This window comes from Monashia sp. NPDC004114, assembly GCF_053603855.1.
The window spans coordinates 37,684-59,383 of the sequence record NZ_JBSGGK010000002.1 but is presented as its reverse complement, the minus strand read 5'-3'; the positions used below and the strand labels follow the sequence as shown (position 1 = coordinate 59,383).

The 21,700-nt window shown below is 68.0% G+C and carries 26 protein-coding genes; 13 read left to right on the top strand and 13 right to left on the bottom strand.

What is annotated here, in order from left to right; genetic code table 11:
* Nucleotides 1-402: 402 nt before the first annotated feature.
* Nucleotides 403-585: a hypothetical protein gene (locus ACWEOW_RS03010; protein WP_452267675.1), complete on the top strand. Its 183-nt coding sequence runs from the start codon at nt 403-405 to the stop codon at nt 583-585.
* Nucleotides 586-794: 209 nt separating this feature from the next.
* Here ACWEOW_RS03010 and ACWEOW_RS03005 read toward each other — a convergent pair whose 3' ends face one another.
* The 4 genes from ACWEOW_RS03005 to ACWEOW_RS02990 all read right to left on the bottom strand — a co-directional run bounded on the left by ACWEOW_RS03005 (nt 795) and on the right by ACWEOW_RS02990 (nt 4,127).
* Entirely contained in the window at nt 795-1,793 is a 999-nt protein-coding gene (locus tag ACWEOW_RS03005) for an ATP-grasp domain-containing protein (protein WP_452267674.1), read from the bottom strand.
* Nucleotides 1,790-2,971, bottom strand: a complete 1,182-nt coding sequence (locus tag ACWEOW_RS03000) for a flavohemoglobin expression-modulating QEGLA motif protein (protein WP_452267673.1) — start codon at nt 2,969-2,971, stop codon at nt 1,790-1,792. The genes ACWEOW_RS03005 and ACWEOW_RS03000 overlap by 4 nt, the downstream gene beginning before the upstream one ends.
* A 206-nt stretch (nt 2,972-3,177) precedes the next feature.
* The gene (locus ACWEOW_RS02995) at nt 3,178-3,693 is read right to left on the bottom strand and encodes a phosphomannose isomerase type II C-terminal cupin domain (protein WP_452267672.1); all 516 of its coding nucleotides are present in this window, start codon (nt 3,691-3,693) and stop codon (nt 3,178-3,180) included.
* Nucleotides 3,690-4,127: a hypothetical protein gene (locus tag ACWEOW_RS02990; protein ID WP_452267671.1), complete on the bottom strand. Its 438-nt coding sequence runs from the start codon at nt 4,125-4,127 to the stop codon at nt 3,690-3,692. Before ACWEOW_RS02990 ends, ACWEOW_RS02995 begins: the two co-directional genes overlap by 4 nt.
* Before the next feature lie 87 nt (nt 4,128-4,214).
* Between ACWEOW_RS02990 and ACWEOW_RS02985 the strand changes: the two genes are divergently transcribed.
* The 8 genes from ACWEOW_RS02985 to ACWEOW_RS02950 all read left to right on the top strand — a co-directional run bounded on the left by ACWEOW_RS02985 (nt 4,215) and on the right by ACWEOW_RS02950 (nt 11,864).
* The gene (locus ACWEOW_RS02985) at nt 4,215-5,285 is read left to right on the top strand and encodes a sigma-70 family RNA polymerase sigma factor (protein WP_452267670.1); all 1,071 of its coding nucleotides are present in this window, start codon (nt 4,215-4,217) and stop codon (nt 5,283-5,285) included.
* A gap of 23 nt (nt 5,286-5,308) precedes the next feature.
* The gene (locus tag ACWEOW_RS02980) at nt 5,309-6,193 is read left to right on the top strand and encodes an STAS domain-containing protein (RefSeq protein WP_452267669.1); all 885 of its coding nucleotides are present in this window, start codon (nt 5,309-5,311) and stop codon (nt 6,191-6,193) included.
* Nucleotides 6,190-6,570: an STAS domain-containing protein gene (locus ACWEOW_RS02975; RefSeq protein WP_452267668.1), complete on the top strand. Its 381-nt coding sequence runs from the start codon at nt 6,190-6,192 to the stop codon at nt 6,568-6,570. The genes ACWEOW_RS02980 and ACWEOW_RS02975 overlap by 4 nt, the downstream gene beginning before the upstream one ends.
* The gene (locus ACWEOW_RS02970; RefSeq protein WP_452267667.1) at nt 6,567-6,854 is read left to right on the top strand and encodes a phosphatase RsbU N-terminal domain-containing protein; all 288 of its coding nucleotides are present in this window, start codon (nt 6,567-6,569) and stop codon (nt 6,852-6,854) included. Before ACWEOW_RS02975 ends, ACWEOW_RS02970 begins: the two co-directional genes overlap by 4 nt.
* 259 nt (nt 6,855-7,113) lie before the next feature.
* Nucleotides 7,114-8,565: a glycosyltransferase family 2 protein gene (locus tag ACWEOW_RS02965; RefSeq protein WP_452267666.1), complete on the top strand. Its 1,452-nt coding sequence runs from the start codon at nt 7,114-7,116 to the stop codon at nt 8,563-8,565.
* 100 nt (nt 8,566-8,665) lie between these two features.
* Nucleotides 8,666-9,697 carry a glycoside hydrolase family 113 gene (locus tag ACWEOW_RS02960; RefSeq protein WP_452267665.1) on the top strand — a complete coding sequence of 344 codons (1,032 nt, stop codon included), beginning with the start codon at nt 8,666-8,668 and terminating at the stop codon, nt 9,695-9,697.
* 94 nt (nt 9,698-9,791) lie between these two features.
* Nucleotides 9,792-10,112: a hypothetical protein gene (locus ACWEOW_RS02955; protein ID WP_452267664.1), complete on the top strand. Its 321-nt coding sequence runs from the start codon at nt 9,792-9,794 to the stop codon at nt 10,110-10,112.
* A 282-nt stretch (nt 10,113-10,394) separates the two neighbouring features.
* Complete coding sequence (locus ACWEOW_RS02950) at nt 10,395-11,864, top strand: phospholipase D-like domain-containing protein (RefSeq protein WP_452267663.1); 1,470 nt, start codon at nt 10,395-10,397, stop codon at nt 11,862-11,864.
* Nucleotides 11,865-11,910: 46 nt separating this feature from the next.
* On the opposite strand, the gene ACWEOW_RS02945 is transcribed toward ACWEOW_RS02950, so the two are convergent.
* The 4 genes from ACWEOW_RS02945 to ACWEOW_RS02930 all read right to left on the bottom strand — a co-directional run bounded on the left by ACWEOW_RS02945 (nt 11,911) and on the right by ACWEOW_RS02930 (nt 16,396).
* Nucleotides 11,911-12,417, bottom strand: a complete 507-nt coding sequence (locus ACWEOW_RS02945) for a hypothetical protein (protein ID WP_452267662.1) — start codon at nt 12,415-12,417, stop codon at nt 11,911-11,913.
* A 5-nt stretch (nt 12,418-12,422) separates the two neighbouring features.
* Nucleotides 12,423-13,046, bottom strand: a complete 624-nt coding sequence (locus ACWEOW_RS02940; RefSeq protein ID WP_452267661.1) for a hypothetical protein — start codon at nt 13,044-13,046, stop codon at nt 12,423-12,425.
* Nucleotides 13,047-13,226: 180 nt separating this feature from the next.
* Complete coding sequence (locus tag ACWEOW_RS02935) at nt 13,227-15,248, bottom strand: acyl-CoA dehydrogenase family protein (RefSeq protein WP_452267660.1); 2,022 nt, start codon at nt 15,246-15,248, stop codon at nt 13,227-13,229.
* A 104-nt stretch (nt 15,249-15,352) separates the two neighbouring features.
* A complete protein-coding gene (locus ACWEOW_RS02930; protein WP_452267659.1) occupies nt 15,353-16,396 on the bottom strand; it encodes a S66 family peptidase in 1,044 nt (347 codons plus the stop codon).
* A gap of 252 nt (nt 16,397-16,648) precedes the next feature.
* Between ACWEOW_RS02930 and ACWEOW_RS02925 the strand changes: the two genes are divergently transcribed.
* Complete coding sequence (locus ACWEOW_RS02925; protein WP_452267658.1) at nt 16,649-17,374, top strand: hypothetical protein; 726 nt, start codon at nt 16,649-16,651, stop codon at nt 17,372-17,374.
* 129 nt (nt 17,375-17,503) lie between these two features.
* Here ACWEOW_RS02925 and ACWEOW_RS02920 read toward each other — a convergent pair whose 3' ends face one another.
* Nucleotides 17,504-18,058: a carboxymuconolactone decarboxylase family protein gene (locus ACWEOW_RS02920; protein ID WP_452267657.1), complete on the bottom strand. Its 555-nt coding sequence runs from the start codon at nt 18,056-18,058 to the stop codon at nt 17,504-17,506.
* A gap of 102 nt (nt 18,059-18,160) precedes the next feature.
* Between ACWEOW_RS02920 and ACWEOW_RS02915 the strand changes: the two genes are divergently transcribed.
* Nucleotides 18,161-18,421: a winged helix-turn-helix transcriptional regulator gene (locus ACWEOW_RS02915; protein ID WP_452267656.1), complete on the top strand. Its 261-nt coding sequence runs from the start codon at nt 18,161-18,163 to the stop codon at nt 18,419-18,421.
* 33 nt (nt 18,422-18,454) lie between these two features.
* Here the strand turns inward: ACWEOW_RS02915 and ACWEOW_RS02910 are convergent, their stop codons facing one another.
* From ACWEOW_RS02910 to ACWEOW_RS02895, 4 genes are read right to left on the bottom strand one after another with little or no spacing between them, the layout of a single operon-like run.
* Nucleotides 18,455-19,411, bottom strand: a complete 957-nt coding sequence (locus ACWEOW_RS02910; protein WP_452267655.1) for a hypothetical protein — start codon at nt 19,409-19,411, stop codon at nt 18,455-18,457.
* Complete coding sequence (locus ACWEOW_RS02905) at nt 19,408-20,019, bottom strand: cytochrome b N-terminal domain-containing protein (protein WP_452267654.1); 612 nt, start codon at nt 20,017-20,019, stop codon at nt 19,408-19,410. Before ACWEOW_RS02905 ends, ACWEOW_RS02910 begins: the two co-directional genes overlap by 4 nt.
* Nucleotides 20,016-20,231, bottom strand: a complete 216-nt coding sequence (locus tag ACWEOW_RS02900; protein ID WP_452267653.1) for a hypothetical protein — start codon at nt 20,229-20,231, stop codon at nt 20,016-20,018. Before ACWEOW_RS02900 ends, ACWEOW_RS02905 begins: the two co-directional genes overlap by 4 nt.
* 22 nt (nt 20,232-20,253) lie before the next feature.
* Nucleotides 20,254-20,730, bottom strand: coding sequence for a CoA-binding protein (locus ACWEOW_RS02895; protein WP_452267652.1), 477 nt, complete (start codon nt 20,728-20,730; stop codon nt 20,254-20,256).
* Nucleotides 20,731-21,017: 287 nt separating this feature from the next.
* On the opposite strand from ACWEOW_RS02895, the gene ACWEOW_RS02890 reads away from it, so the two are divergent.
* Together ACWEOW_RS02890 and ACWEOW_RS02885 are read left to right on the top strand one after the other, a co-directional pair.
* A complete protein-coding gene (locus ACWEOW_RS02890) occupies nt 21,018-21,287 on the top strand; it encodes a hypothetical protein (protein ID WP_452267651.1) in 270 nt (89 codons plus the stop codon).
* Nucleotides 21,288-21,292: 5 nt separating this feature from the next.
* Nucleotides 21,293-21,697, top strand: a complete 405-nt coding sequence (locus ACWEOW_RS02885) for a hypothetical protein (RefSeq protein ID WP_452267650.1) — start codon at nt 21,293-21,295, stop codon at nt 21,695-21,697.
* Nucleotides 21,698-21,700: the final 3 nt, after the last annotated feature.

Sequence of the window (21,700 nt, the reverse complement as noted above, 5' to 3'; positions counted from 1 at the left end):
TGGGGCCCGCTTGCATGCCGGATCCCATCCCGTCATCGGCACAGTCGATAGGGGGCTCGACGGCACGAGAGGATGAGCCACAACTGTCGACCTCGTGGTTGGTTGTTGCGGGCCGGGTCACCGGTTCGGCGCGACTCATGAGCACGTGTTCGGTTGTTGTGCAGCCAGGTACGAGCAAAGTGCACTGGCCCACTACAAGACCCAGCCGCGACCGGACCTCGTAGGCCACTCACGCGGAGTCAGCGTCGTGACCACTCGGCCTGTGCATGCCGTGGTCAGTCGGGTGCGGAAGTGACCACTCGACCTTTGGCACGTCGAGTGGTCACTTCGTATGGGCGCACGGATCGTCCGCCGGGTCGTCAGAGGGCTTTGACGGCGAGCTGGATCTTTGGCCGCAAGGTGATGCTGCCAGCCGGAACCGTCGAGCGGGTCGACTGGGACGACAGGGACGTCTGGGTCGACCGCACGAAGGACCAGATCAAGGACTCGCCGGATGTCGACGAGCACCAGCTGACGGATCCTTCGAGCCGCGACCGCGTGGGTGCCTATTACGGCGGGACCTGCGACGAGCGGAACCCGCTCTGACCCGACCGGTTGTGTGAGTCAGGTATGCCGCCGGGCGTCTGCCCGGCGGCATACCCGTTCGACAGCGAGGTAGTTCGGCCCAGCATCCGAGCTCTTCGACGTCTGCGAGCCGATGCGCGCCGGGCGAAGGCAGGAATCGTGAGGATGGTCTCGAGGGTTTGCCTCAGTACCCGGTCTATGGCTGGGCTACCCGTTGATGGCCGGACGCCTCAGGCCCGAGAACCGGCTCGGCGCTCCAGGGCTTCGATGACGGTGTGGCACACATCGATCTCGTAGAGCCTTTCGATGCTCTGCATCCCACCGGGGCTCTCCGCATTGATCTCCACCACCTTGTCCCCGATCACATCGATACCGACGAAGAACATGCCATCGTCCAGAAGTTTCTCGCTCATCGCGTCGACGATGCCGAGCTGAAGCTCGCCGATCTCGAACGGGACCGGGTGCCCGCCCGTACTGATGTTGGCGCGTAGGTCGTTGCCTGTCGGCACCCGCCGGAACCCAGCCAGCCTCCCGTCGCGCTCGAGGATCCGTCCTTCGAGCAGGAAGATCCGGGCATCGCCGTCCTCGCCGCCGTCGACGAACTCCTGCACAAGTGCGTAACCGTCCTGAAGGACCGCCTCTGTCATCTGCGCGAGGTTCGCTTCGCCCGCGTCTTCGATCATGAACACGTTTCGGCCCTTGGCCCCGTATAGGGGCTTGACGACCGAGCGGCCGATCTCGGCAACGAACCGTTCAACAGCTTCAGGGTCGCGCGTCACGAGCGACCGTGGTCGGATCTTCTCGGGAAACTCCTCCAGGTAGAGCTTGCTCGTCGCACGAACCAGGGACATGGGGTCGTTCACGACGATGACCCCTCGCCCCTTGAGCATCTGGCCGAAGACCACACCGAGTGGACTTGCCCAAGACCGTTCCTGCAGGTCGTCGATCGACTCGTTGCGCAGGAACAAGGCATCGAGGTCGTCCATCACGATCCGTTCGGCGGCGCCCACCTTGATGCGCTCCATGAAGCTCTCGAGCGTGTCGCACCGCTTGAACCGTGCGGCCTGCGCGCGGGCCAGCAGCTGCCCGTCAGCCTCCCCGAGCTCGACGTCCCCGAGACCGACATACCAGGCCTCGTGACCTCGCTGGGCTGCGGCTCGCGCCAGCCGTGTGGTCGTGTACTCGTCGATCTCGGTGGCGACGTCGTTGACAAAGAACGCAAGCCTCATGCTGACACCTCTCCCTCATACAGGTCCAGGACGGACGCGCCGGCGCGCAGTCTTTCGAGACGCTTCTGGGAACCTGGCAGGTCCAGCCATCGCGGACGAACCCATGGCGCGGTGAGCACGTCGCGGTCGAGCAGGTCCTGGATCACCGGGACGTGGTCCAACGCGAGCTTGCCGACGAAAAGCACGTCGAGACCGATGCCTTCCGCCAAGGCCTCGAGGACTCGCGAGATCCCACGAAGGTAGATCACGTCCTTCACGCAACCGCCTCCGACGACAACACGAATGGTGATGGTCCATGCGGTCTTCGTCGGCATCCGGTGTTGGGTGCGCAACGCCTCGAAGATCTCCAGGAACTCGGCGCCGTCGAGCAGCTTGTCGACGGCGACGACCCTCGCCGCGAGCACGCGGAGACGCCGCGGGTCCAAGCCACCTGTCAGGTACTCGGCGAGCACGGCCAGCCCCTCCTGGGTCTCGTCGTAGCCCGGCAGCCCGACCGTCAGCAGCTTCAGGGGTTGCCTGGCACCGTTCTGGTAGGTGACGACATGGGTGCCTATCTCGTGATGCAGCAAAGGCTCGACGCGGTCGGCTCTGAACGTCGCGGCTTCAGGGATGAGCAGCCGGCCGTGCGAGACCATGAGCTCGGACACGTCGTCGCGAACGTCCATGTGGGCCGGGAAGTCGCGATATGCGGCTCGGTACCGGTCGAACTCCGCACGAGCCGCCTCCGCGAACACGCCGGCCGTGACGCTCCTGGTGCGCGTGGCCGGGGCCGGGATGGTCGCGAGCAGCTCCTCCGCGGTGGACAGGAGCGGCGGGGCAATCCCTCCGTAGAGCTGAAGCGACCCGTACACGAACCGTGACGTGTCGCGATCCTCCAAGGCCGTGATCTGTCGCGCTATCTCGTCCCGCTTGGCCCGCAGGAGCGCGTGCAGTGCCGGGTCGGTGACCTTCTCGATCTCGAGGCTGTAGAGGTCCCGCCGCACGAGATCAGGATCGAACTCCAGCGGTCTGAGCCGGAGCGTCGGGACCGTGTCGAAGTCGCTCCGCTCGAAGTCCGTCCATGCCTCGGCCGCGTTGAGTGGCGTGATATTGAGCAGGAGGTCCACGTCGCGCTCGAGCGCGGCAAGGCGCGCGTCGATGTCCAGTGCAGGCGCGAGCCCGAGGTCCGGGAACGTCACGTCCCTGAGATACCCACATGGTTCTCCCAGCAACCCGCCTGGGGATAGGGGATCGCGTGGGGGAACCTGTCCCGGCGTTGTGCTCGGAAGCGCCCCCACCGACGCACCAGGCGGGTCCTGGGCGACCACGATTCTCGCCAGCCCGCTCGATGTGGGGATGCAGTTCGACAGACATCGGGGAGGCCTTGGCCGGCCTTCGACTCCAATCACCGCGCATAGTCGTCGGCGAGGCGTTCGATGTCGTCCTCGTCGAAATGGCCGAACGCGACTTCGAGCACCCGGCCCGGGCGCGGCCCGGGATTGCCCAGACGGTGCACGGCACCGCGAGGCACCCAGACGGAGTCTTCGGATCGTGCCGTCCAGCTGCGGGCCCCGACAACGACCTCCATCGGCTCGTCGAGGACCCGCCACAGCTCTCCGCGGTGCGCGTGCCTCTGCAGTGAGAGGCGCTGTCCGGGCTCGACGGTCAGAATCTTGACTGTGACTGGCGTGTTGGACACCAGCTGCTCGAACTGCCCCCACGGCCGTCGCGCGGTGAAGGCCGCGTCTGCCGAGTGACCGGAGCCACCCGCCGTGGCTCGCGCGCGCTGGTTGAGATCACGGACGACGGAGTGGGTCATCCCCGTGTGGCTGTGGTCACGGGAGGACGGATGGGCGAGGTCCCTCGGTGCCACCCGGGGATAGGTGTTGCGCGAGGTCGCGGCCGGCCTGCGGTTCCTCATGAGGTCTCCTTCGAGGGCTGGTCTGCGATGTGCAGACGGGGTCGGAAGCTGCGGGTGAACGCGGACGCTCCATCGGGTTCTGGGACACGGATGGCGCAGACCGTGACGACGAGTCCCATGAGGTCGACGTCGACTGGGCCGATGGTGACCGGTGCGTCATCCGACTGCCCGAGCCGCGCTGGAGCGGACTGCCGCCTGCTGCAGGCACCGATGCGCTTCCCGTCGGCGTCATACAGCTCACCTGTGAAGACTCCGTCTGCCCAGGCTCGTGTTCCACCCAGGCGAAGGCGCAGGAGACGCAGCGAGCCGGTCATCGTCCCGGACCGGCCGCTGGGTCCTGCGAATCTGCCGCAGATCGCCATGGACCGGCATGTATCGGCGGAGTCCAGGTGGCACCCGGCGGCCTGGCGCTGTGGAAACGGGATGACAGTCATCGTGAGTCCTTGGAGTCGCTTCGTCCTATTGCGGGTATGACGACGCCGTGGATGGATCGGCATGACGTGGGACCCGGGGCGCGAAGGATGAGCGCCGCGCAGGACGATCCGCGTGCCGAGGTCGAGGCCGGCGATGTGGCTGCTCTCATGCCGATGGTCCGACGGATCGTGGGGGCCAGGGTCGGTGCCCACCCGGCCTCTGAGGACCTTGTCCAGGAGACGCTGGCTCGCGTGCTGGCGGCATCGTCCACGATCGAGGACGGGATGCTCGAGCCGTACGCCATCGTCACCGCGAGAAACGTCGTCGCCACGATGTGGCGTGACGAGGACCGACGCAAGCGCAACGTCCATCGCGTCCTGGACCTGAGCCAGCCCGAGTCACCCGATGACCAGCTGCTCCTGTCCGAGGAGCAGTCCGCCGTCGTGCAGGCGCTGGCTCACCTGTCCGAGCGGGAGCGCGAGGCGCTGCTGGCGCACGAGGTCGCGGGCCAGGGCACCCGGACGCTGGCGGATGAGACCGGCAGCACGCCGGGAGCGATCGCGGCGCAGCTGAACCGCACTCGAGCACGGATGCGGGTGGAGTACCTCTTGGCCCTGGAGCAGATCGAGCCACCCACGGACAAGTGCCGCCCCGTCCTCTACGCCATCTCCGGCGGCGACCGCCGCCGCCAGAAGGAGGTGGACGCCGCACGCCACGTGCTCGAGTGCCGCCTGTGCGGCCGCCTCAGCGAGCCGCTGACGGGGCGTGGCCAGTCCCGGGACGACGAGCTGCGCGTGCCCATCGCCACGGACGCGGACATCGTCGCGGCACGTCGGGCCGCGCGTGAGATGGCCAAGCGGGTCGGCTTCGGCGGCACCGACCTGACGATCATCGCCACGGCCGTGTCGGAGGTCTCGCGCAACATCGTCCGCTTCGCGGGACAAGGTGAAGTGGTTTTCGAGCTCCTGAAGGAGCCGCGACAGGGCCTGCTCGTGGTCGCTCGCGACAGCGGTCCCGGCATACCCGACGTCCAGCAGGCGCTGCAGAACGGCTACAGCACCTACCGGGGGCTGGGGCTCGGGCTTCCCGGCGCCCGACGACTGATGGACGAGTTCGCGATCGTGTCCGAGCCGGGCCACGGCACGACGGTGACGATGACCAAGTGGCAGAAGGGATGACGACGATGGAGGAGGACCCACCCGTGGCACAGCAACAACTCAGCGACGTGGCGCAACGCCAATCGGGAGACCAGCTGTTGCCCCAGCTCGTAGCTCACCTGCGAGAGCACCGGGAACGGCTCCGAGAACAGTGGGCCGACCGGATCCATGACTCCCATCTGCTCGAGGCGATGACCCCGCAGGAGATGGCAGCCGAGACGACGTCCGTGTACGACAACTATGTCGGGGTGCTCGAGACGGGCAGCGTCGAGGCGCTGCAGCACTACGCACGCGATCTGTCCGAACGCATCATCCCGCGCGGTGTCGAGACCCACGAGGTCGTGGGGATCGTCCTGCTCCTGCGCGACGTCCTGGCCCGATCGCTCTTCGAGAAGTACCAGCGCGACTTCGAGCTCCTGAGCCGCGTCCTCGACGCCTACGAGCCCGCCGCCAACCGCATCGCCAACACCGTCGCGGTCAGCTTCGTCGAGGAGCGCGAACGGGTGATCCGCCAGCAGCAGGAGGCGATCAGGGAGCTGTCCACGCCCGTCCTGCCGGTCCGGGAACGACTGCTCATCCTGCCGATCATCGGCGTCCTCGATGGCGAGCGCGCCCGCCAGCTCACCGAACAGCTGCTCACCGGCATCCGCAGACATCGGGCGAAGGTGGTGGTGATCGACATCACCGGCGCGCCCGATGTCGACCAGACCGTCGCCAACCACCTCGTGCAGACCGTTGACGCGTCACGCCTCATGGGCGCGAGCGTCATCATCACCGGGTTGTCGCCGAAGATCGCCCAGACACTCGTGACGATCGGCGTCGACCTGAGCAAGATGGACACCATGGGTGACCTTCAAGGTGGTCTCGAGAAGGCGGAACGTCTCCTCGGATATGCCGTGACACGAAGCTCGGAGGCTGATCAGACGTGATCTCGGGGCCGGCCCTCGTCTCGATCCTGCGGCAGGGACCGTACCTCATCGCGTCCATCCACACCGCGCTCGACGACTCCGAGATGATCCGGTTCCGCAACGACCTCATCGAGCAGATCGGGATGCACCGGTCGCGCGGCGTGATCATCGATGTCGCCGCGCTCGACGTGCTCGACTCCTTCGGGTCCAACACGCTCGCCGAGATCGCGCAGATGTCCAGGCTCAGGGGCGCCGAGACCGTCATCGTCGGCATCCAGCCGGATGTCGCGTTGGCCATGGTCATGCTCGGCATGGGTCGGTCGTCGGTCCCGACCGCTCTCGACCTCGAGGAGGGGCTCGCGCTGCTCGACCGGCGGTGCCGTGAGGACGGCGGATGACCGAACAGCCACGACGCGATCTCGGCGACCTGACCGCTGACTACCGCGTGGCCTTCCTGCGCTTCCTGCCGCGGCGCGAGGAGGTGGTCCTGGCCGCGGCGTACGAGCTGGGACGCCGCGCGTACATGGGCGGCGTGAGCCTGCTCGAGCTTGCCCGAATCCACCACGAGATCCTCATCGAGGTGATCGAGCAGACACCTCCCGACGGCGTGGCCGACCTCGCCGAGTCCGCCTCGGCATTCTTCCTGGAGGTCCTCGCCACGTACGAGATGGCGCAGGACTGACAGCTCTTGCCGCCGCTGGCGTCCATCCGCCTGGTCGGACCCGGGTGACCCGGCTGTCGACGTACGCCCAGGCGCCGTCTGGATGACGCGGACGGCATACCTCGTCTCAACATGTGGACGCACACGGAAGGCTCGGGCGCCCCGACCTCGCAGCACCGCTTCGGGTGTGAGTGGCTCACGCCCCGCGTCATGCCCGCCGAACCACGGCGTTTTCCTGGGTGAAGAAGCCGCAGTCCCGTAACCGACGAAGGAGAATCCCGTGCGCACCTGGCGAGGTCCCAGCGCGCTACATCCACCACGCCCATCCGTTCTCGTGTGGCTCACCGTGATCGTGTTCATCGTCAGCCTCATCCTGTATCCGCGCGCCTGGACGCTGGGGGAGTTCGGCTTGGGGGCCTACCTCAGCGTGGTGTGGACCCTGCCGACCGCACTGTCGGTGATGGCGGTCATCGGCAGCGTCCTGGCCCGCCGGTCGCTCGCCGGGTCAGCGCGCCTGACGCCCACGACCCTCTGCGACGACCTGCTCGTGGTCCAGGTCCCGACGATCGGTCGGACTGACGTGATGCCGGCACTGCGACGAGTCGTTCGCAGCATGGAAGAGACGATCCCCGCGTGCTTCTCGCAGTGGCGGGTCGACGTCGTGGCCGAGGAGCGGTCGGAGGCTCGGGACGAGCTCGAGGCGCTCAGGTCGGATCATGTGCGCGTGCTCTTCGTGCCGTCCGGCTACGCGACGCCGAACCACACGCAGGCCAAGGCGAGGGCGAACTGCTGGGTGGACCGGCTGCGACGGCAGGAGGGAGAGTCGCGCCACGACGTCTGGGTGCTGCACATGGACGACGACACCTCCGTAGGACCGGACACGGTCCGGCATATCGCCCGGTTCATCAACGCCAACGCATTCGGTGACTACCGCAGCAAGGTCCTGGCCCAGGGTGTCCTGACGTATCCGCGGCAGTTCTCGAGCAGCGGACTTGTCTGGCTCGCCGACGCGGTCCGGCCGGGGTCCGACCTCTCGGCCTTTCGCCTGTGGACCGGCCTCGGCAGGCCGCTTCTCGGGGCGCACGGCGAGCTGCTGCTCGTCCGGGCGGACGTCGAGTCCGCAATCGGGTGGGACTACGGCCGGGACCTGTCGATCACCGAGGACGCCAACTTCGCCCTACTCTTCGCAACCCGGCATCCAGGCCGCTCTGCCTGGTTTCCGGCCCGCTCCTACGGAAGCTCTCCCGAGTCGTTCAAGGACCTGGTGACGCAGCGCCGGCGATGGGCGCGCGGACTGCTCCATGTGGCGCGGAACCCGGCGGTTCCCCTGCGCAACCGCCTGCTCCTGAGATATGCCCTCACGTCGTGGGTCGTGGGGCCACTGCAGCACGTGCTGGTCGTGCTCGGCGTCGCTGCCGCCCTCGGCATGCGATACACCGCACCGGTTCAGCAGTGGATCCTCGGCGCGTGGGCGCTCAACATGGGCGTCGGGCTCTGGATGTACGTGGACGGCCTACGAGCCAACTGCCACGCCTCGGGCGGACGCGTGCTTGCTCGCTACGCGCTGGGCCTGCTGCTCATCCCGTTCTTCACGTTGGTCGAGGGCTGGGCGGGCCTTCGGGGGTTCCTCGCCTACATCAGGGACCGCATCGGCTGGGGCCGATCCGAGCTGTTCGAGGTCATCGCCAAGACCCACGAGGTCCCGACGACCTCAGGAGGTACACATGCATAGCGCACTGACCCGCTCCTTGGGAGCCCTGGCTCCCGCCCTCGTGGTCCTCGGTGCATGTTCGTCACCGCTGTCATCGCCAACCATCGAGTCGAGAACGCCGATGACGACATCGAATGCGGCCGGGCAGTCGACGAACGACGGGACGACCTCTGCCAGCGTGCCAGCGCAGAAGCGGTGGCGGCCCGGGGCCAAGCAGTACGGGCTCCAGATCTATGCACACAACGCCAACGGCAGGACCGCAGAGGCCAACATCGACAAGATCCTCGACTACGCCGTCAGGCGAGGCGCCAACAGCGTGGCCTACAGCTTCCCGATCTACACCGACGGGCAGCGACCCACGCGGGTCTACACCGGCCCGGAGACACCGACGCCGGCCGCCCTTTCCACGATGGTCGCCGCCGCGCACGCCCGCGGCTTGCGCGTCACCGTGCGCCCCTTGGTCGACGAAGCCAACCTTCGGAACTCCGAAGGTGGCTGGCGCGGGACCATCCGTCCACCACGGCTCTCGGCGTGGTTCGACAGCTACGAGCAGACCCTGAGGCCGTTCCTGAAGGCCGCCACGAAGGCCCGGGCCGACGAGTTCGTGCTCGCCACCGAGCTGACCTCGCTCCAGACGCAGCACGAGCACTGGAGCCGGCTCGCCAAGTCGGCCGGCAAGCTCTTCCCGGCCATGCTGAGCTACACCTTCAACTGGGATGCCCGCGACACACAGATGGCGCCACCCGACGGCGCCGTAGGCCTCGATCTCTACTTCGCCGTGGATCTGGGACCGGACGCCACGGTGGAGCAGCTCGCGACTGCACTGACTCGACAGATCATGGCCAAGCCCAAGGCCCTCCGACAGGTCATGGTGGCCCAAGAGGTAGGCATCGCGGCCCAGGACGGCGCCTATCGGGAGCCGTGGAACTGGGGGAACCCCAAGCTTCACGGGCTCAACCCGGCCATCCAGGTCAACTGGTTCACGGCCGCCTGCCGCGCCGTCGACCGGTCTGGGCTGGACGGCATCTACTTCTGGATGCTCGACAGCAGCGTGGACCCGACGCAGGTCGATGCCAAGACCGAAGGCACCGCTGGCTTCATCGGCAGGCCGGGCGAGAAGGCCATCGAGCGTTGCTTCGCAGGCAAGCCATGAGTCCGACCGGGAGGCGACCACTCCGCCTCGAGCGAGGCATGTCCTGCGGCAAGGAACGGCACCAACGCGGAGCAGGACGGGAAGGAGAGACGTCGTGCGCGCACTGACCATCGACGAGGCTATAGCGGGGCGGCGCGTGATCTACGTGGGACGGGTGGCTCCCTCGAACATCACCAGACGCGACCTGCTCGAGGGCGGGCACATCCTGATGGAGCATCACCCCGGGACCATCGACCATGCCTCCGACGACGGGCTGGTGTTCATCCGGTTCGTCGGGCTCGAGGACGAGCCTCTGACTGATGTCGGCTGGATGCCCGACGAGAATGCCCGGTATCCGGGGCTGGTCCTGGTGGACCCTGATGAATGGGAGGCGGCGCTCGTCTCGGGCTGGTGGGCCGGCGCCACGCCCGCCTGACTGGCTGGGCGCGGAATGGGCCGCCTCAGCCGGGCGGCTCCGTCCGCTTCGGGGGCATGCACGAGCAGGGAAGGGCGCCGGACGGGTATGGACACCGTGGTGGCCGCGGGCGTAGGCACCCGAACGCACCAGAGAGGCCGGGTGCGATATGACCGTTATCGCGTTTCACTGCTCACACGAGCAGGAACCGCCCGTCCGACGTCGGCCAGCGGGCGCAGAGCCTGCTGGCGGAGACAGCGTCCAGGACTCCAACAGCCGGTCCGTTGCGGCCACCCTGGGGTCATGATGAGGGCACCGGGGCTGGCCTGGCTCGATGCAGGGGTGGGCGACGGGATCGAGGCGGTTCTGCGAAGGCACCACCGACGACGGCTGGGTCGGCTCGGCTGGTCAGATGTGCTCGACCCGCCACGGCCCTCCACCGAGGCGGGCGCGCAGACGTGGTGGTCGAGGCAGGCGCCGTTCCGGTCTGGCAACAGCCTCGAGGTCCTCCTCGACGGAGCCGACGCCCTGCCCGAGATGGAGCGGGCGATCCGGTCCGCACAGCACCACGTGCACATCGCCGGCTGGCATGCGACGCCGGGCTTCCAGCTGGTTCGGGGCCCTGGAGCCGTGCGCCTGCGTGACCTGCTGGCCGAGGTGGCCGAACGGGTCCCAGTCCGGCTGCTCCTTTGGGCGGGTCCGCCGCTGCCGCTGTTCGAGCCCACCCGGAAGATGGTTCACCTGGCTCGCGAGGAGTTCATCCGGGGCAGCCGCGTGCAGTGTGCCCTCGACAAGCGGGAGCGCACCATGCACTGCCATCACGAGAAGATCGTCGTCGTCGATGACGACGTCGCCTTCGTGGGGGGCATCGACCTCACCGACCTGCAGGGCGACCGGTACGACGACGAGCTTCACCACCCGCGTATGCCGCTGGGCTGGCACGACGCAGCCGTCCGGCTCCGGGGGCCGGTGGTCGGCGACGTAGCGCGTCACTTCCAGCAACGGTGGACAGCGGTCACGGGCGACGACCTGCCGGCACCCGACCAACCCGCACCCGCAGGCGAGCTCGACGTGCAGCTGCTGAGAACCGTGCCCGAGGACGTCTACGCGTTCGCGCCACGGGGTGAGTTCACGATCCTCGCGGCATACCTTCGTGCGCTGCGCTCCGCAGAGCGCTTCATCTACCTCGAGAACCAGTTCCTGTGGTCGCCCGAGGTGGTGGACGTCCTCGCGGAGAAGCTGACGCATCCGCCACACCCCGACTTCAGGATCCTGCTCGTCCTGCCGGCCAGGCCGAACAACGGCGCGGACACCACTCGCGGGCAGCTCGGGCGCCTGCTCGAGGCCGACGGCAAGGAAGGCCGGCTGCTCGCGACGACGATCGGCGCGCACGACGGCAGCGAACACGCGCCGATCTACGTCCACGCCAAGATCGGCATCGTCGACGACCGGTGGCTCACGATCGGATCCGCCAACCTCAACGAGCACTCGCTGTTCAACGACACCGAGGTGAACGTGCTCGTCTGCGACCGGGGGCTCGCCCGGACGACCCGCCTGCGTCTTTGGTCCGAACACACCGAGCGGCCGATCGAGGAGATCGACGGCGACCCGTGCACCGTCATCGACCAGACCTGGCGGCCGACCGCGCACGAGCAGGCCATCCGGGCCCGGGCCGGCCAACCGCAGACCCATCGGCTCAGGCTCCTCGGCAGCGTGTCCAGGCGTGCCGACCGCCTTCAGGGACCGGTGCGCGGCCTGCTGGTCGACGGCTGACTCGGCGGCAGTATCCCAAGACCGACGCGCATGCCAACGCGGTCCGTCAGAACGACAGCAGCCGATCGAAGAAGGAACGATAGTGGCCGAGCGCCCGCCGCAGGTCCTCGGTGCTGGTCTGCTCGTTGTCGAGGCCGCGTTCCAGGTCGGCCCGCTGGCGCCGGAAGAGGTCCTCGAGCTCGTCGAGGACCTCACCGACCAGCTCGTTCGCGTTCCGTACCGCGGCGCGCGGCTCGTCGACGAACTGGCCCTTGAGCTCATCCCACCGGCCGTTGTAGCTCTCCGCCCGCTCGGGCGCGATCAACCGTGCGCGTTCGCGGGTAGCCGCCTCGGCTGTACCGGGAGCCTCACCGCCGCGAGTGTCGCGGTCTGCCGCGGGACCCGGCTGCGCGGTCTGCTCGCGCTCGGACGGGCCGCCCAGCCTCTCGGCCGCACTGTCGGCGCGGTCTCCGGACCCGGTCTCGGTGGTGACGGTTCGTCCGCCGTTGGCCGGTGCCTCGTCGGCGTTCCTCGTGGCGTCGCTGGTGGCTGCGTCCTGGGTGGATGCGTCCATGTTGCTCATGCTCTCGTCTCCCGCTCGGTCGTCTCGTTGAAGTCCCGCTCGCCGGTCCGCTCGCTCCGCCGGTCATCGCCGTCCCGATGGTCGCCCACGTCCTCACCCAGCAAGGCCCGTACCAGCGCTCGGTAGTTGGTCACCGCCTGACGCAGGTCCTCGGTGGTCACGGTGCCCTCGAGGTTGGCCTGGGCGACGCGGCGGGCCTCCCGGTAGCGCTGGGTCACGTCAGCGTGACGAACCGACAGGTCATCGGCGCGCTGGTCGAAGTCGTCGACCGGGTAGCCACGAGCGGTCATGACCTCCGTCACGAGCCGGTCCGCGTTGCGCACCGCAGTGCCGGGGTCGTCCACGAACTGCGCTTGCACGTCCGACCAACGGTGCTCGAAGTCCTCCCTCTCCGAGGGATCCAGGCGCCGAAGGTCGTAACCCTCGTGTCGCTTCGAGCGCTCACGAAGCTCGAACTCCGCCTCGCGTTGGCTCTCTGCCTGGTCGACCACTCGGTCGTACTCGGGTCCGTACTGCCCACGGAGCCGCTCGGTCTGCCGTCGCTGGGTCATCCGATACCCGATGGCCACAAGCGCGACGACCACGATCACAACGACAACGACCACGGTGGTGGTGCTCATGGTGGCGAAGTACCCCGAGGGCCTTCGCGACTAACCCGACCCGGACCGCGGGCGGGATCCAAAGCACGCCACCGTGTCCGTGCACGGATGCGGCCGTGAAGCTGAGCGGCCGGGTCGCGGTCCGCATGCGTCGACGGGTATGCCGTTGGGGTCCGCGAGGTCGGCGTCGACCGTCCTCGTTCACCGGTAGTGGCGGCGGACCGTCTCGTGGTCGCTCGGTCCTGGTGTCCACGCCGCTATCCACGGCCCGGTGCCCTCGGACTGGTCGAGCACTCCGTGCTCGAGCCAGGTGAAGTCTCCGTCGAGGACGCGGGCGGCGATCCGTCCGTCGTTGTCGTCAGTGTTGGTCCAGAGTCGTTCGAAGAGATGGTCCACGCGTAGTCGGGCCTGTTCGCAGAAGGCGTCGGCGAGCGCGACCGCCGCTTTTCCTTGGTCGGGGTCGTCGGTGCGGATCATCTCGGCGCGTGCGCAGGCCGCAGCGATGGCGAACAGCTCGGCGCCGATATCGACGATGCGTCCGAGGAAGCCCTGCTTGTACTCGAGCCTGGCTTGCCAGCGCGACATGCCGTAGAAGGTCTGGCGGGCCAGCTTGCGTGAGGATCGCTCGGCGTACCGCAGGTGCCGGGCCAGTGGCCCGAAGTCGTGGTAGCCGGTGGGCACGCTCCCCGTGCCGGCGGCGAGGTGGGGGAGCCACTTCGCGTAGAAGCCGCTTGCCTTCGCCGCGGCTCTCAGCTTCTGCTGAAGGTCGGCGTCGGGCTTGGCCAGGTCGCCGGCCGCGGCCAGGTGTGCGTCGACCGCTTCGCGCGCGATGACCAGGTGCATGATCTCGGTGGATCCCTCGAAGATCCGGTTGATCCGCAGGTCGCGGAGGAGCTGCTCGACGTTCACGGCACGCTCCCCGCGGGCGGCCAGCGACTCAGCGGTCTCGTAACCCCGCCCCCCTCGGATCTGCACGAGCTCGTCGGCCACCAGCCACGCCATCTCGCTGGACCAGAGCTTCGCCAGTGCGGCCTCGATCCGGATGTCCTTGGTCCCGGCGTCTGCGAGCGCTGCCGACAGCTCGAGCACCGCCTCCAGGGCGAACGTCGTCGCAGCGATGAATGAGATCTTCTCCGCGACCGCAGCGTGCTGGCCGATTGGCCGTCCCCACTGGACACGTTCGGCCGACCACTCGCGGGCGATCTTGAGTGACCACTTGCTGGCCGCCGCGCACAGGGCGGGGATGGAGAGCCGCCCGGTGTTGAGCGTGGTCAGCGCGATCTTGAGTCCCTGGCCCTCGGCGCCAAGCCGGTTCTCGACCGGCACTCGGACCTGGTGGAAGCGCGTCACGCCGTTCTCCAGGCCCTTGAGGCCCATGAACGCATTGCGCCTCTCGACCGTGATGCCCTCGGACGCAGTGTCGACGACGAAAGCGCTGATCCCGCCACGCCCGCCGTCATGCTGGGGGACTCGTGCCATCACGACGACGAGCTCGGCGATGACGCCGTTGGTGGTCCACAGCTTCACACCGTCGAGCAGATAGGCCGTCCCGTCGGAGGTGGGCGTCGCAGTCGAGGACATCCGGGCCGGGTCGGAACCGACGTCGGGCTCGGTGAGCAGGAAGGCAGTGATCGCGCCCGCAGCACAGCGGGGCAGGAACCGCTGTTTCTGTTCCTCGGTCCCGAACATCCTGACCGGCTCCGGCACGCCGATCGACTGGTGCGCCGACACGAGCGCGCCGATGCTCGGGTGTACAGACCCTAGGAGCATCAGGGCTCGCCCGTAGTACGCCATGGTGAGCCCCAGGCCGCCGTAGCGCCGCGGGATCTTGATGCCGAAGGCGCCGATGTCCGACAGGGCCGCGAGGTACTCGTTCGGAATCCGGTCCTCGCGCTCGACGCGGCGGCCGTCGATGGTCTCGCACACCGCGCGCAGCTTCTCCAGAAATGCCTCACCGCGCTCGACGTCGTCGTCGGCGCCGCGGGGGTGCGGGTGGATCAGAGAGAGGTCGAAGCGGCCGAGGTAGATCCCCTTGGCGAAGCTGGGGCGGCTCCACTCGGACTCACGTGCGGCCTCGGCCAACGCCCTGGCCTCGGACTCGGTGGCGTCCAGCCGCGTTCCTGAAGCCCCGTCGCTGCCTCTCGCGGACTGCACGGGGACGGTCGCCGCCACCTCGCCGGCGTCGCGCTGGTGTGCTTCCCTCTCGGACACGTCTTGAGTCATCTGCGCCTCCCGTTGTCACCACCAGTGTTACCTAGTGGTAACCGAGTTCGGAAGTAGTAGCCGGCACCACCTCTGTCATGGAGTCGACCGATCGGACGCGCAGGTCAGCGGTAGTCGGCGAAGACTCTTCTTGTCGCACCATCCACAGTCATCATTCCTCCGTACGGGACGATCCACTGTGGCCTCGTGTGACCGAACGGTGGGCCCACGACCACAACTGCGTCCGGGTTGTACCGCTCGATGACGGCGAAGGCCGCGTCCCGTTGCTCGTCGCGCTTGGCTCGACGTTCGGCCGCGGTGGGCTGGACGGTGAAGTCCGACGTGGGTGGCCTGGCGACTATCACGGCGTCGACCGCCGACAGCAGACCGCGCTCGCCCAAGGAGCGCAGGATATAACCGAACTCGCGGGCTGGGATCAGCTCCTCTGACGTCTCCAGCAGGAGCACGCCACCGTCCAGGACTGACGGGTCGGCCGGGAAGCGGCCAGCGCTGAGAATCCACTGGATCGCCTCGATACAGCCACCCCACGTGCGTCCGGTCACTGGGCGCTCGGGTCCGGACCAGGACCATGGCTCGGTGGGTTCGCGGCTCCCGAACTCTGTCAGGGCGCGGGGGTCGTTCCATTCGCGACCCATGTCCTCCGACTCTCCGGGCTCGGTCACCTCAACAGGCTCGCCGGTCAGTAGGGCGGCACGAAGCGAGATCTCGTGCACGCGATCCAGTCGCGGTCCGGGACCGATCTGGACCTGCGTCGAGCCACCGTAGAAGCCGGGGACGCCGTTGTTCCACAGCCAGTTCAAGACGTTGGTGTTGTCGCTGTAACCGAGGAATGGCTTGGGATCGTTGGCGATGAGCCGCGCGTCCAGATGCGGGACGACGGTGATCTGGTCGTCGCCACCGATCGTGGCGAGGACGGCGCGGATCTCGGGGTCGGCGAAAGCTGTGTTCAGGTCCGCGGCACGTTCTGCGGCAGATGCGCCGAGTTTGCGGGTGGTCGGGTATTCGACCGGTACCAAGCCGGTGACTCCCGCGAGCCGCCGAAGCGCCTGCTCGTGGATCGCTGGCGCAATGGCGGGCGCGGCGAACGATGGCGACAGCACGGCCACCTTGTCACCCGGCCGTGCCTTCGGCACCGAGACGAACTCCATGGCTCGACCTTAGGTGCGCCGTCAGTGAGACAAGTAGCCAATAATCACGGGGAGCGGGTGTTTCGCCCGCGTTGGCAGGGAGGGGCTGTGGAGACCTCCACACGGGAAGTCGGTCGACGATGGCGGCGCGGGCCCGTCCTGACCTGCCTGTGCTGCGTTCTCGCGGCTACTGGTGCCTGCACTGACGCGGCAGGACCGCCCGTCGTTCCGCCGCTGTCGACAACGGCTGGACCGCTCGACAGTGACAGCGACGTGAGCGGACCCACGATGACGCCGGTGCAGGAGGCGCCGCCTCCGGTCTATTCCGTTCCGGAAGCCCCTCAGACGGTTCCCGCGCCGCTCGAGTGGCAGGCCCAGCGAGTCGCCCCGACCGGCCCGGTGGTTTCCGCCCGAGCGACGTTGCGGCCCGGCGCCACGTATCGGTTGACGATCGGCCACGAGTGGCCGGACGAGTCCCTGCCGGGGGTCGCCGCTGGTGCCGTCGTCGAGGTCACCGTTCCTGCCAGCGGGTGGTTCCTCGAGAAGGGCGCTGTCGTGAAGGGTCAGGTGAACGGTAGCCAACCTGACGTCGCCGGAGTGCGCGCTATGTCCATCGACCGAGTGGCGAGCGGAGGATGCGACAGGCTGCGGCGCCGGTGGGTCGACCCCGGACCGAGACCGATCGACCTCGCGACAGCCCTGCCCAGGAGCTACGGGCTCGACGTCCTCGAGCAGCCTGAGCCCGTCAGGGCGTTCGGCCACGAGGGCGTGCACGTGATCCTGCAGGTCCACGCCGAACCGGATGCCGGACGGTGCCTCGACTTCAACCTTGCCACGTACCGCAGCATGACCTGGTTCGCCGAGATCGTGGAGCTCTGGATTGTCGACGTCCACGGCCGGCGGGTGGTGATCGAGCGGTCCGCCTTCCCTCAGACGTCTGAGCGGGTGCTGGCCCAGCAGCGCGTCATGATCGCGACCATCCGAATCCTCGGACCGTGATCGAGCATCAGGCGGTGCGAACCGTCTTCAACCCAGGGCGGATAGGGCAACGTGGAACGCGTCGCCCCATGTGGCTTTCAGTGATGGGACGAGAGGGAGGAAACCCATGTCGGGTGCGCGAGGATGTCGTCAACGCAGCCCCTCCGTGCCCGGCTCGAGCGGGAGGCGTAGCGCGTTCACAGCGAACGAGATCGCGTGGTACCAGCCTGCAAGGAGTAGCAGCTCCAGCGCGCCATCGTGACCGACGGAGCCGACGAGGTTGGTCCAGGTTTCGTCGTCGAGGTCGGACGTCTCGTGCAGAGTGTCGACGGCCGTGAGCACCGGCCGGTCACGGGCCGGCCAGCACGCATCCGTCGGCTTGCCCGTCGCCAGGGACTCGAGCTGGGGGTCGCTGAGGTCGGCCTTCCCAGCGAACTGGGCGATGTGCACGCCCCACTCGTAGTCGGCGCCGCACAGGGCGGTGGTGCGGTCGATGACGATCTCGCGATGGCGAAGTGACAGCGCGGATCTGCGCGACAGGTAGTAGCGACCCCAGCCGGCGACCGACCGAGCCAGGTCGGGCCGCCGGGCGAACACTCGAAACAGCTGGATCGGTGGCCCGAGCATTCCCAGCGCCTCCGTCGTCTCAGCGTCGTAGGGCGGCTCCACCGGCGGAATGCGCGGATGCTTCGTTTTCAGAGGCACGTCAGTCACGGTAGCATCGGCGCTTCGGAAAGGAAAGCAACCATGGCAGCTACGCCGTTACCCGGACGCCCGGTGCGCGGGTCAGAAACAGGCCGGCCCATCATGGCGCTGCTCGACCTGCTCGGGCGACGCTGGGCGCTGCGCGTGCTATGGGAGCTTCGGAGCAGTCCCACGACATTTCGCGAGCTGCAGAAGCGCTGTGGCGGCGTTTCGTCGAGCGTGCTGGCCGAGCGGGTTCGCGAGCTGAAAGAGGCGGGGATTCTCGCGCACGGCGAGGACGGCTACTCCCTGACGGAACAGGGTCGCCTGCTGCTCACGCACCTCGAGCCGCTCGACCACTGGGCGAAGGCATGGAGGCCGTGACCGCACACTCGGCCCGGAGCGAGCGGCGGCTGCTCAGTGGGGCGCGCGCTCGCGGCGGTACCAGTCACGCCAGACGAGCCGGTGGATCGGGATGAGTCTCGGGATGTCACGCAGCCCGGGGATGAAGGGGAGCAGCACGAGGCCGAGGCTGAGAAGCATCATGAGGCCCCAGACGAGCGCGTCAGCGTTGTCGGACGTGCTGAACGGCGGGATCTGGTACCAGAAGGTGTAGAGCCAGAGCCATGGCTGGCCGGGGTAGTTGCCGGTCTCGTTCATCATCCCCCACTGGTCACCCCCGAGGCTGCGCGCTCGGGCCTGGTCCTCGAGGTAGGTTCCGTCGGCGAGCAGGAGGAGTCGACGTGTGGGATCGCCTCCGTAGAAGGCGTTTTCGCTGACGAGCTGCTCAAGCCCGCCGCTCGCCGCCACGCGTTCGTATGCCGTCGACAAAGTCGGCACCGGGCCGTAGTCACCGGTGACGACCTTGGCGGGATCTCCGTTCTCGGCGTTGCCCAGGGCGGTGACGTAGCCGCTGGCCCACGAGCTCTGCTGGTCGGGCGTCGCCTTGGCCCACTGGTCGAGGGCAGCGGTGAGTGTTGGGTCGCCCGAGACCGCCCGGAGCGGGTTGATGACGAAGTCGTTCGCGGCGTCGATCGGGTAGGTCACCCCGGCCCACTTCTGCAGGGGGATACCCAGCAGCTTCTGACCGTCGGACGCGTCGTTGTAGGGCGGGCCGTACCCGGCCGTACCGCTGTCTCCGGACAGCTCGGCGGCCGCAGTGGCCACAACGTCGTTCGGGGCTGCCTTGGCCCAGTCCTGCAGCGAGATCGCCTTCTCGTCGGGTGAGCCGAAGATGATGGCGAGGACGACCGTGAGGGCGGCGACCGAGGCGAGCGCGATGACGAACTCCTTGACCAGGTCGTAGCGGCGCGTCGGGAACGTGTGCGAGTCCGGAGTCACGACCGCATGCCGGTGCCTCGCGTGAGTGCTCATGACGACAGCTCCTTCGCGTCGATCGGTGGGACGACGCCCTTGCGGCGGACCAGGATCACGTGCACCACGGTGATGAGACCGACCGCGATGGGAAGCAGGACCACGTGGAACAACACCATCTGGGCGGTGTTGAGGACGTTGAAGTAGGCGCCGATGCCGACCGAGTTGAGCCCATCCTTGGCTTGGGTGCTGATCCACTGGCTGTCGAAGTTCGACTGGATGAGATAGCCGGTGAAGGCCGTGCCGATGGAGGCGAGGAACGCGACCGCACCTGTGACCCAGGTCAGGGCCCGTCCGCCGCGCCACGCGGCCATCCAGAACTTGCCCCACAGGTGGATGACCATGAAGAAGAAGAAGAGCTCGACCGACCACAGATGGAGGCTGTTGACGAAATGGCCCACCGACGAGGTGTGCCACCACTCCACCCCACCCAGGCTGAGAATGCAGCCCGTGAGGACGATGACGACGAGCGCGGCCAGGGTGAGCACGCCGAAGACGTAGATCCACGACGAGACGTATGCGGGCTGCCGGTCCGGGAGCGCCTCACCCGGTGGGACGGTGTGTTCGATCCGCGTGCGCAGCCGCTCGGTCCAGGTGGTCGAGCTCATCGGTCCACCCCCTTCTCGTCGGGGTTGTCTGCAACCGATCTCCCGGCGCCTCGCGACGTTTCGCCACGTGCCTTGGGGAAGGGGATCAGCAGTGCCGCGAAGAACACGACGACCATGAGCAGGATGACCAGGAGGTTGGCCAGCGAGATGTGGACGACACCCCAGTCGAGATAGGTCCCGGCGCCGTCTTGTGCGGCGAGGAGAGTCACCATGGTGACGCCCTCCTTTCTGGTCTCAGACGTTGCGCGGCACGTGGCCGTTGAGGCTGAACATCCAGCGCATCACCTGGTGCCCGGGATCTGCCGTGGGTCCGAACATGAGCGGGCAGCCGCCGTCGATGACGCTGATCCCGTGCCCGCGCGCCCAGTCCGCGGCCTCCTTCGAGACGCTTCCGCCGCCAGGGCCACGATGCATCCACACCCGCTGGATACCGAGCGCGGCGCACTCCTCGAGCGTTGCCCGCGCACGTTCAGGACGGGTTCCGATCACCACCGCCTCGACGCCGCCCGGGATGGACTTCAGGTCCGGGTAGGCGGTGTCACCCTCCACCTGTTCGGCGTTCGGGTTGACGGCGTACACCTCGTAGCCGCGCTCCCGGAGCCGCTGGTAGACGGCGTTGCTGCCGTGTGACGCCGCCTTTCGGGATACGCCTGTGACAGCGACCCGCTTGTGGCTCAGGAAGTCAGCCGCCGCGTCCTTGATCGCTTGCATCTCGGTCCACCTCGCCTGGGGTCACGTTGAGCGCGCCGCGCTCGAGGATCAACGATCCCCCCGTGCCCGGGGTCCTCTGCCAGGGCCGAAGGTCCCGCCCGTTGCCTCGTCCTGGTGCTCGTGTGGACTGTGGGACAGGTGAGGCCGGGACGGTTCGGCAACATCTTGACGTGCCGTCTCTGAGGGTGAACGCCCGATTAGTTCCAAGTCGCGGACCTCGAGCAGAGGGGTCACAGTGGACGTCCTGGGGCGGATCCAGCCCCCGGTCTCACGCAAGGAGCCACAGCATGCAGACCCTCACGACCCTCGCCGCGCTACCGGCGGCCGACTACGGCACGTCCGGGCTCGTCGGCTGGCTGCAGAACAACGCCATCCCCCTGGTGATCCTGATCCTGGCCATCACGGTCCTGTGGGCGGCACGAGGTGGCAACGTCGGCAAGGGCATCACGATCGTGGCCGGCCTGTTCCTTGGCCTGGCCGTGCTGGGCATCGCGACCGGAACCAACGCATCGGACATCGGCACCTGGATGGCCGGTCTGCTCAGAGGCAACAACTGACCGCCATGCGGCTCCCGGACGACGACGAGCTCTACGAGGTAGACCAGACCTACCTCGGACCACCGGGCCGGTACATCGCCCCGATGCGGCACAAGGCCATCTTCGCGTGGCTCGGGATCGCCCCCTTGGCCTTCGTGATCGCACGCCAGGTCGGTATGCAGTTCAGCCTGCTCAGCGTCGGCCTGCTGCTCATCGGTACGGTCTGGGCGGCCATGGTGATGGCAGACCACGCGACGCCCGAGCGCCCGATCAGCGCGATCGCCGCGTCCTTCTGGAACGATCTGCGCGCGCCGCGGCTCGACCGAAGGGCCCGTGGGTCCAGGGGCGATGCCTTCGGCCGCGTCATGCGGCCGCGGGGTGCGCTGGGACGGTACCTGGCCCGCCGCGCCCGGCGAGACCGGGAGGACTGAGCC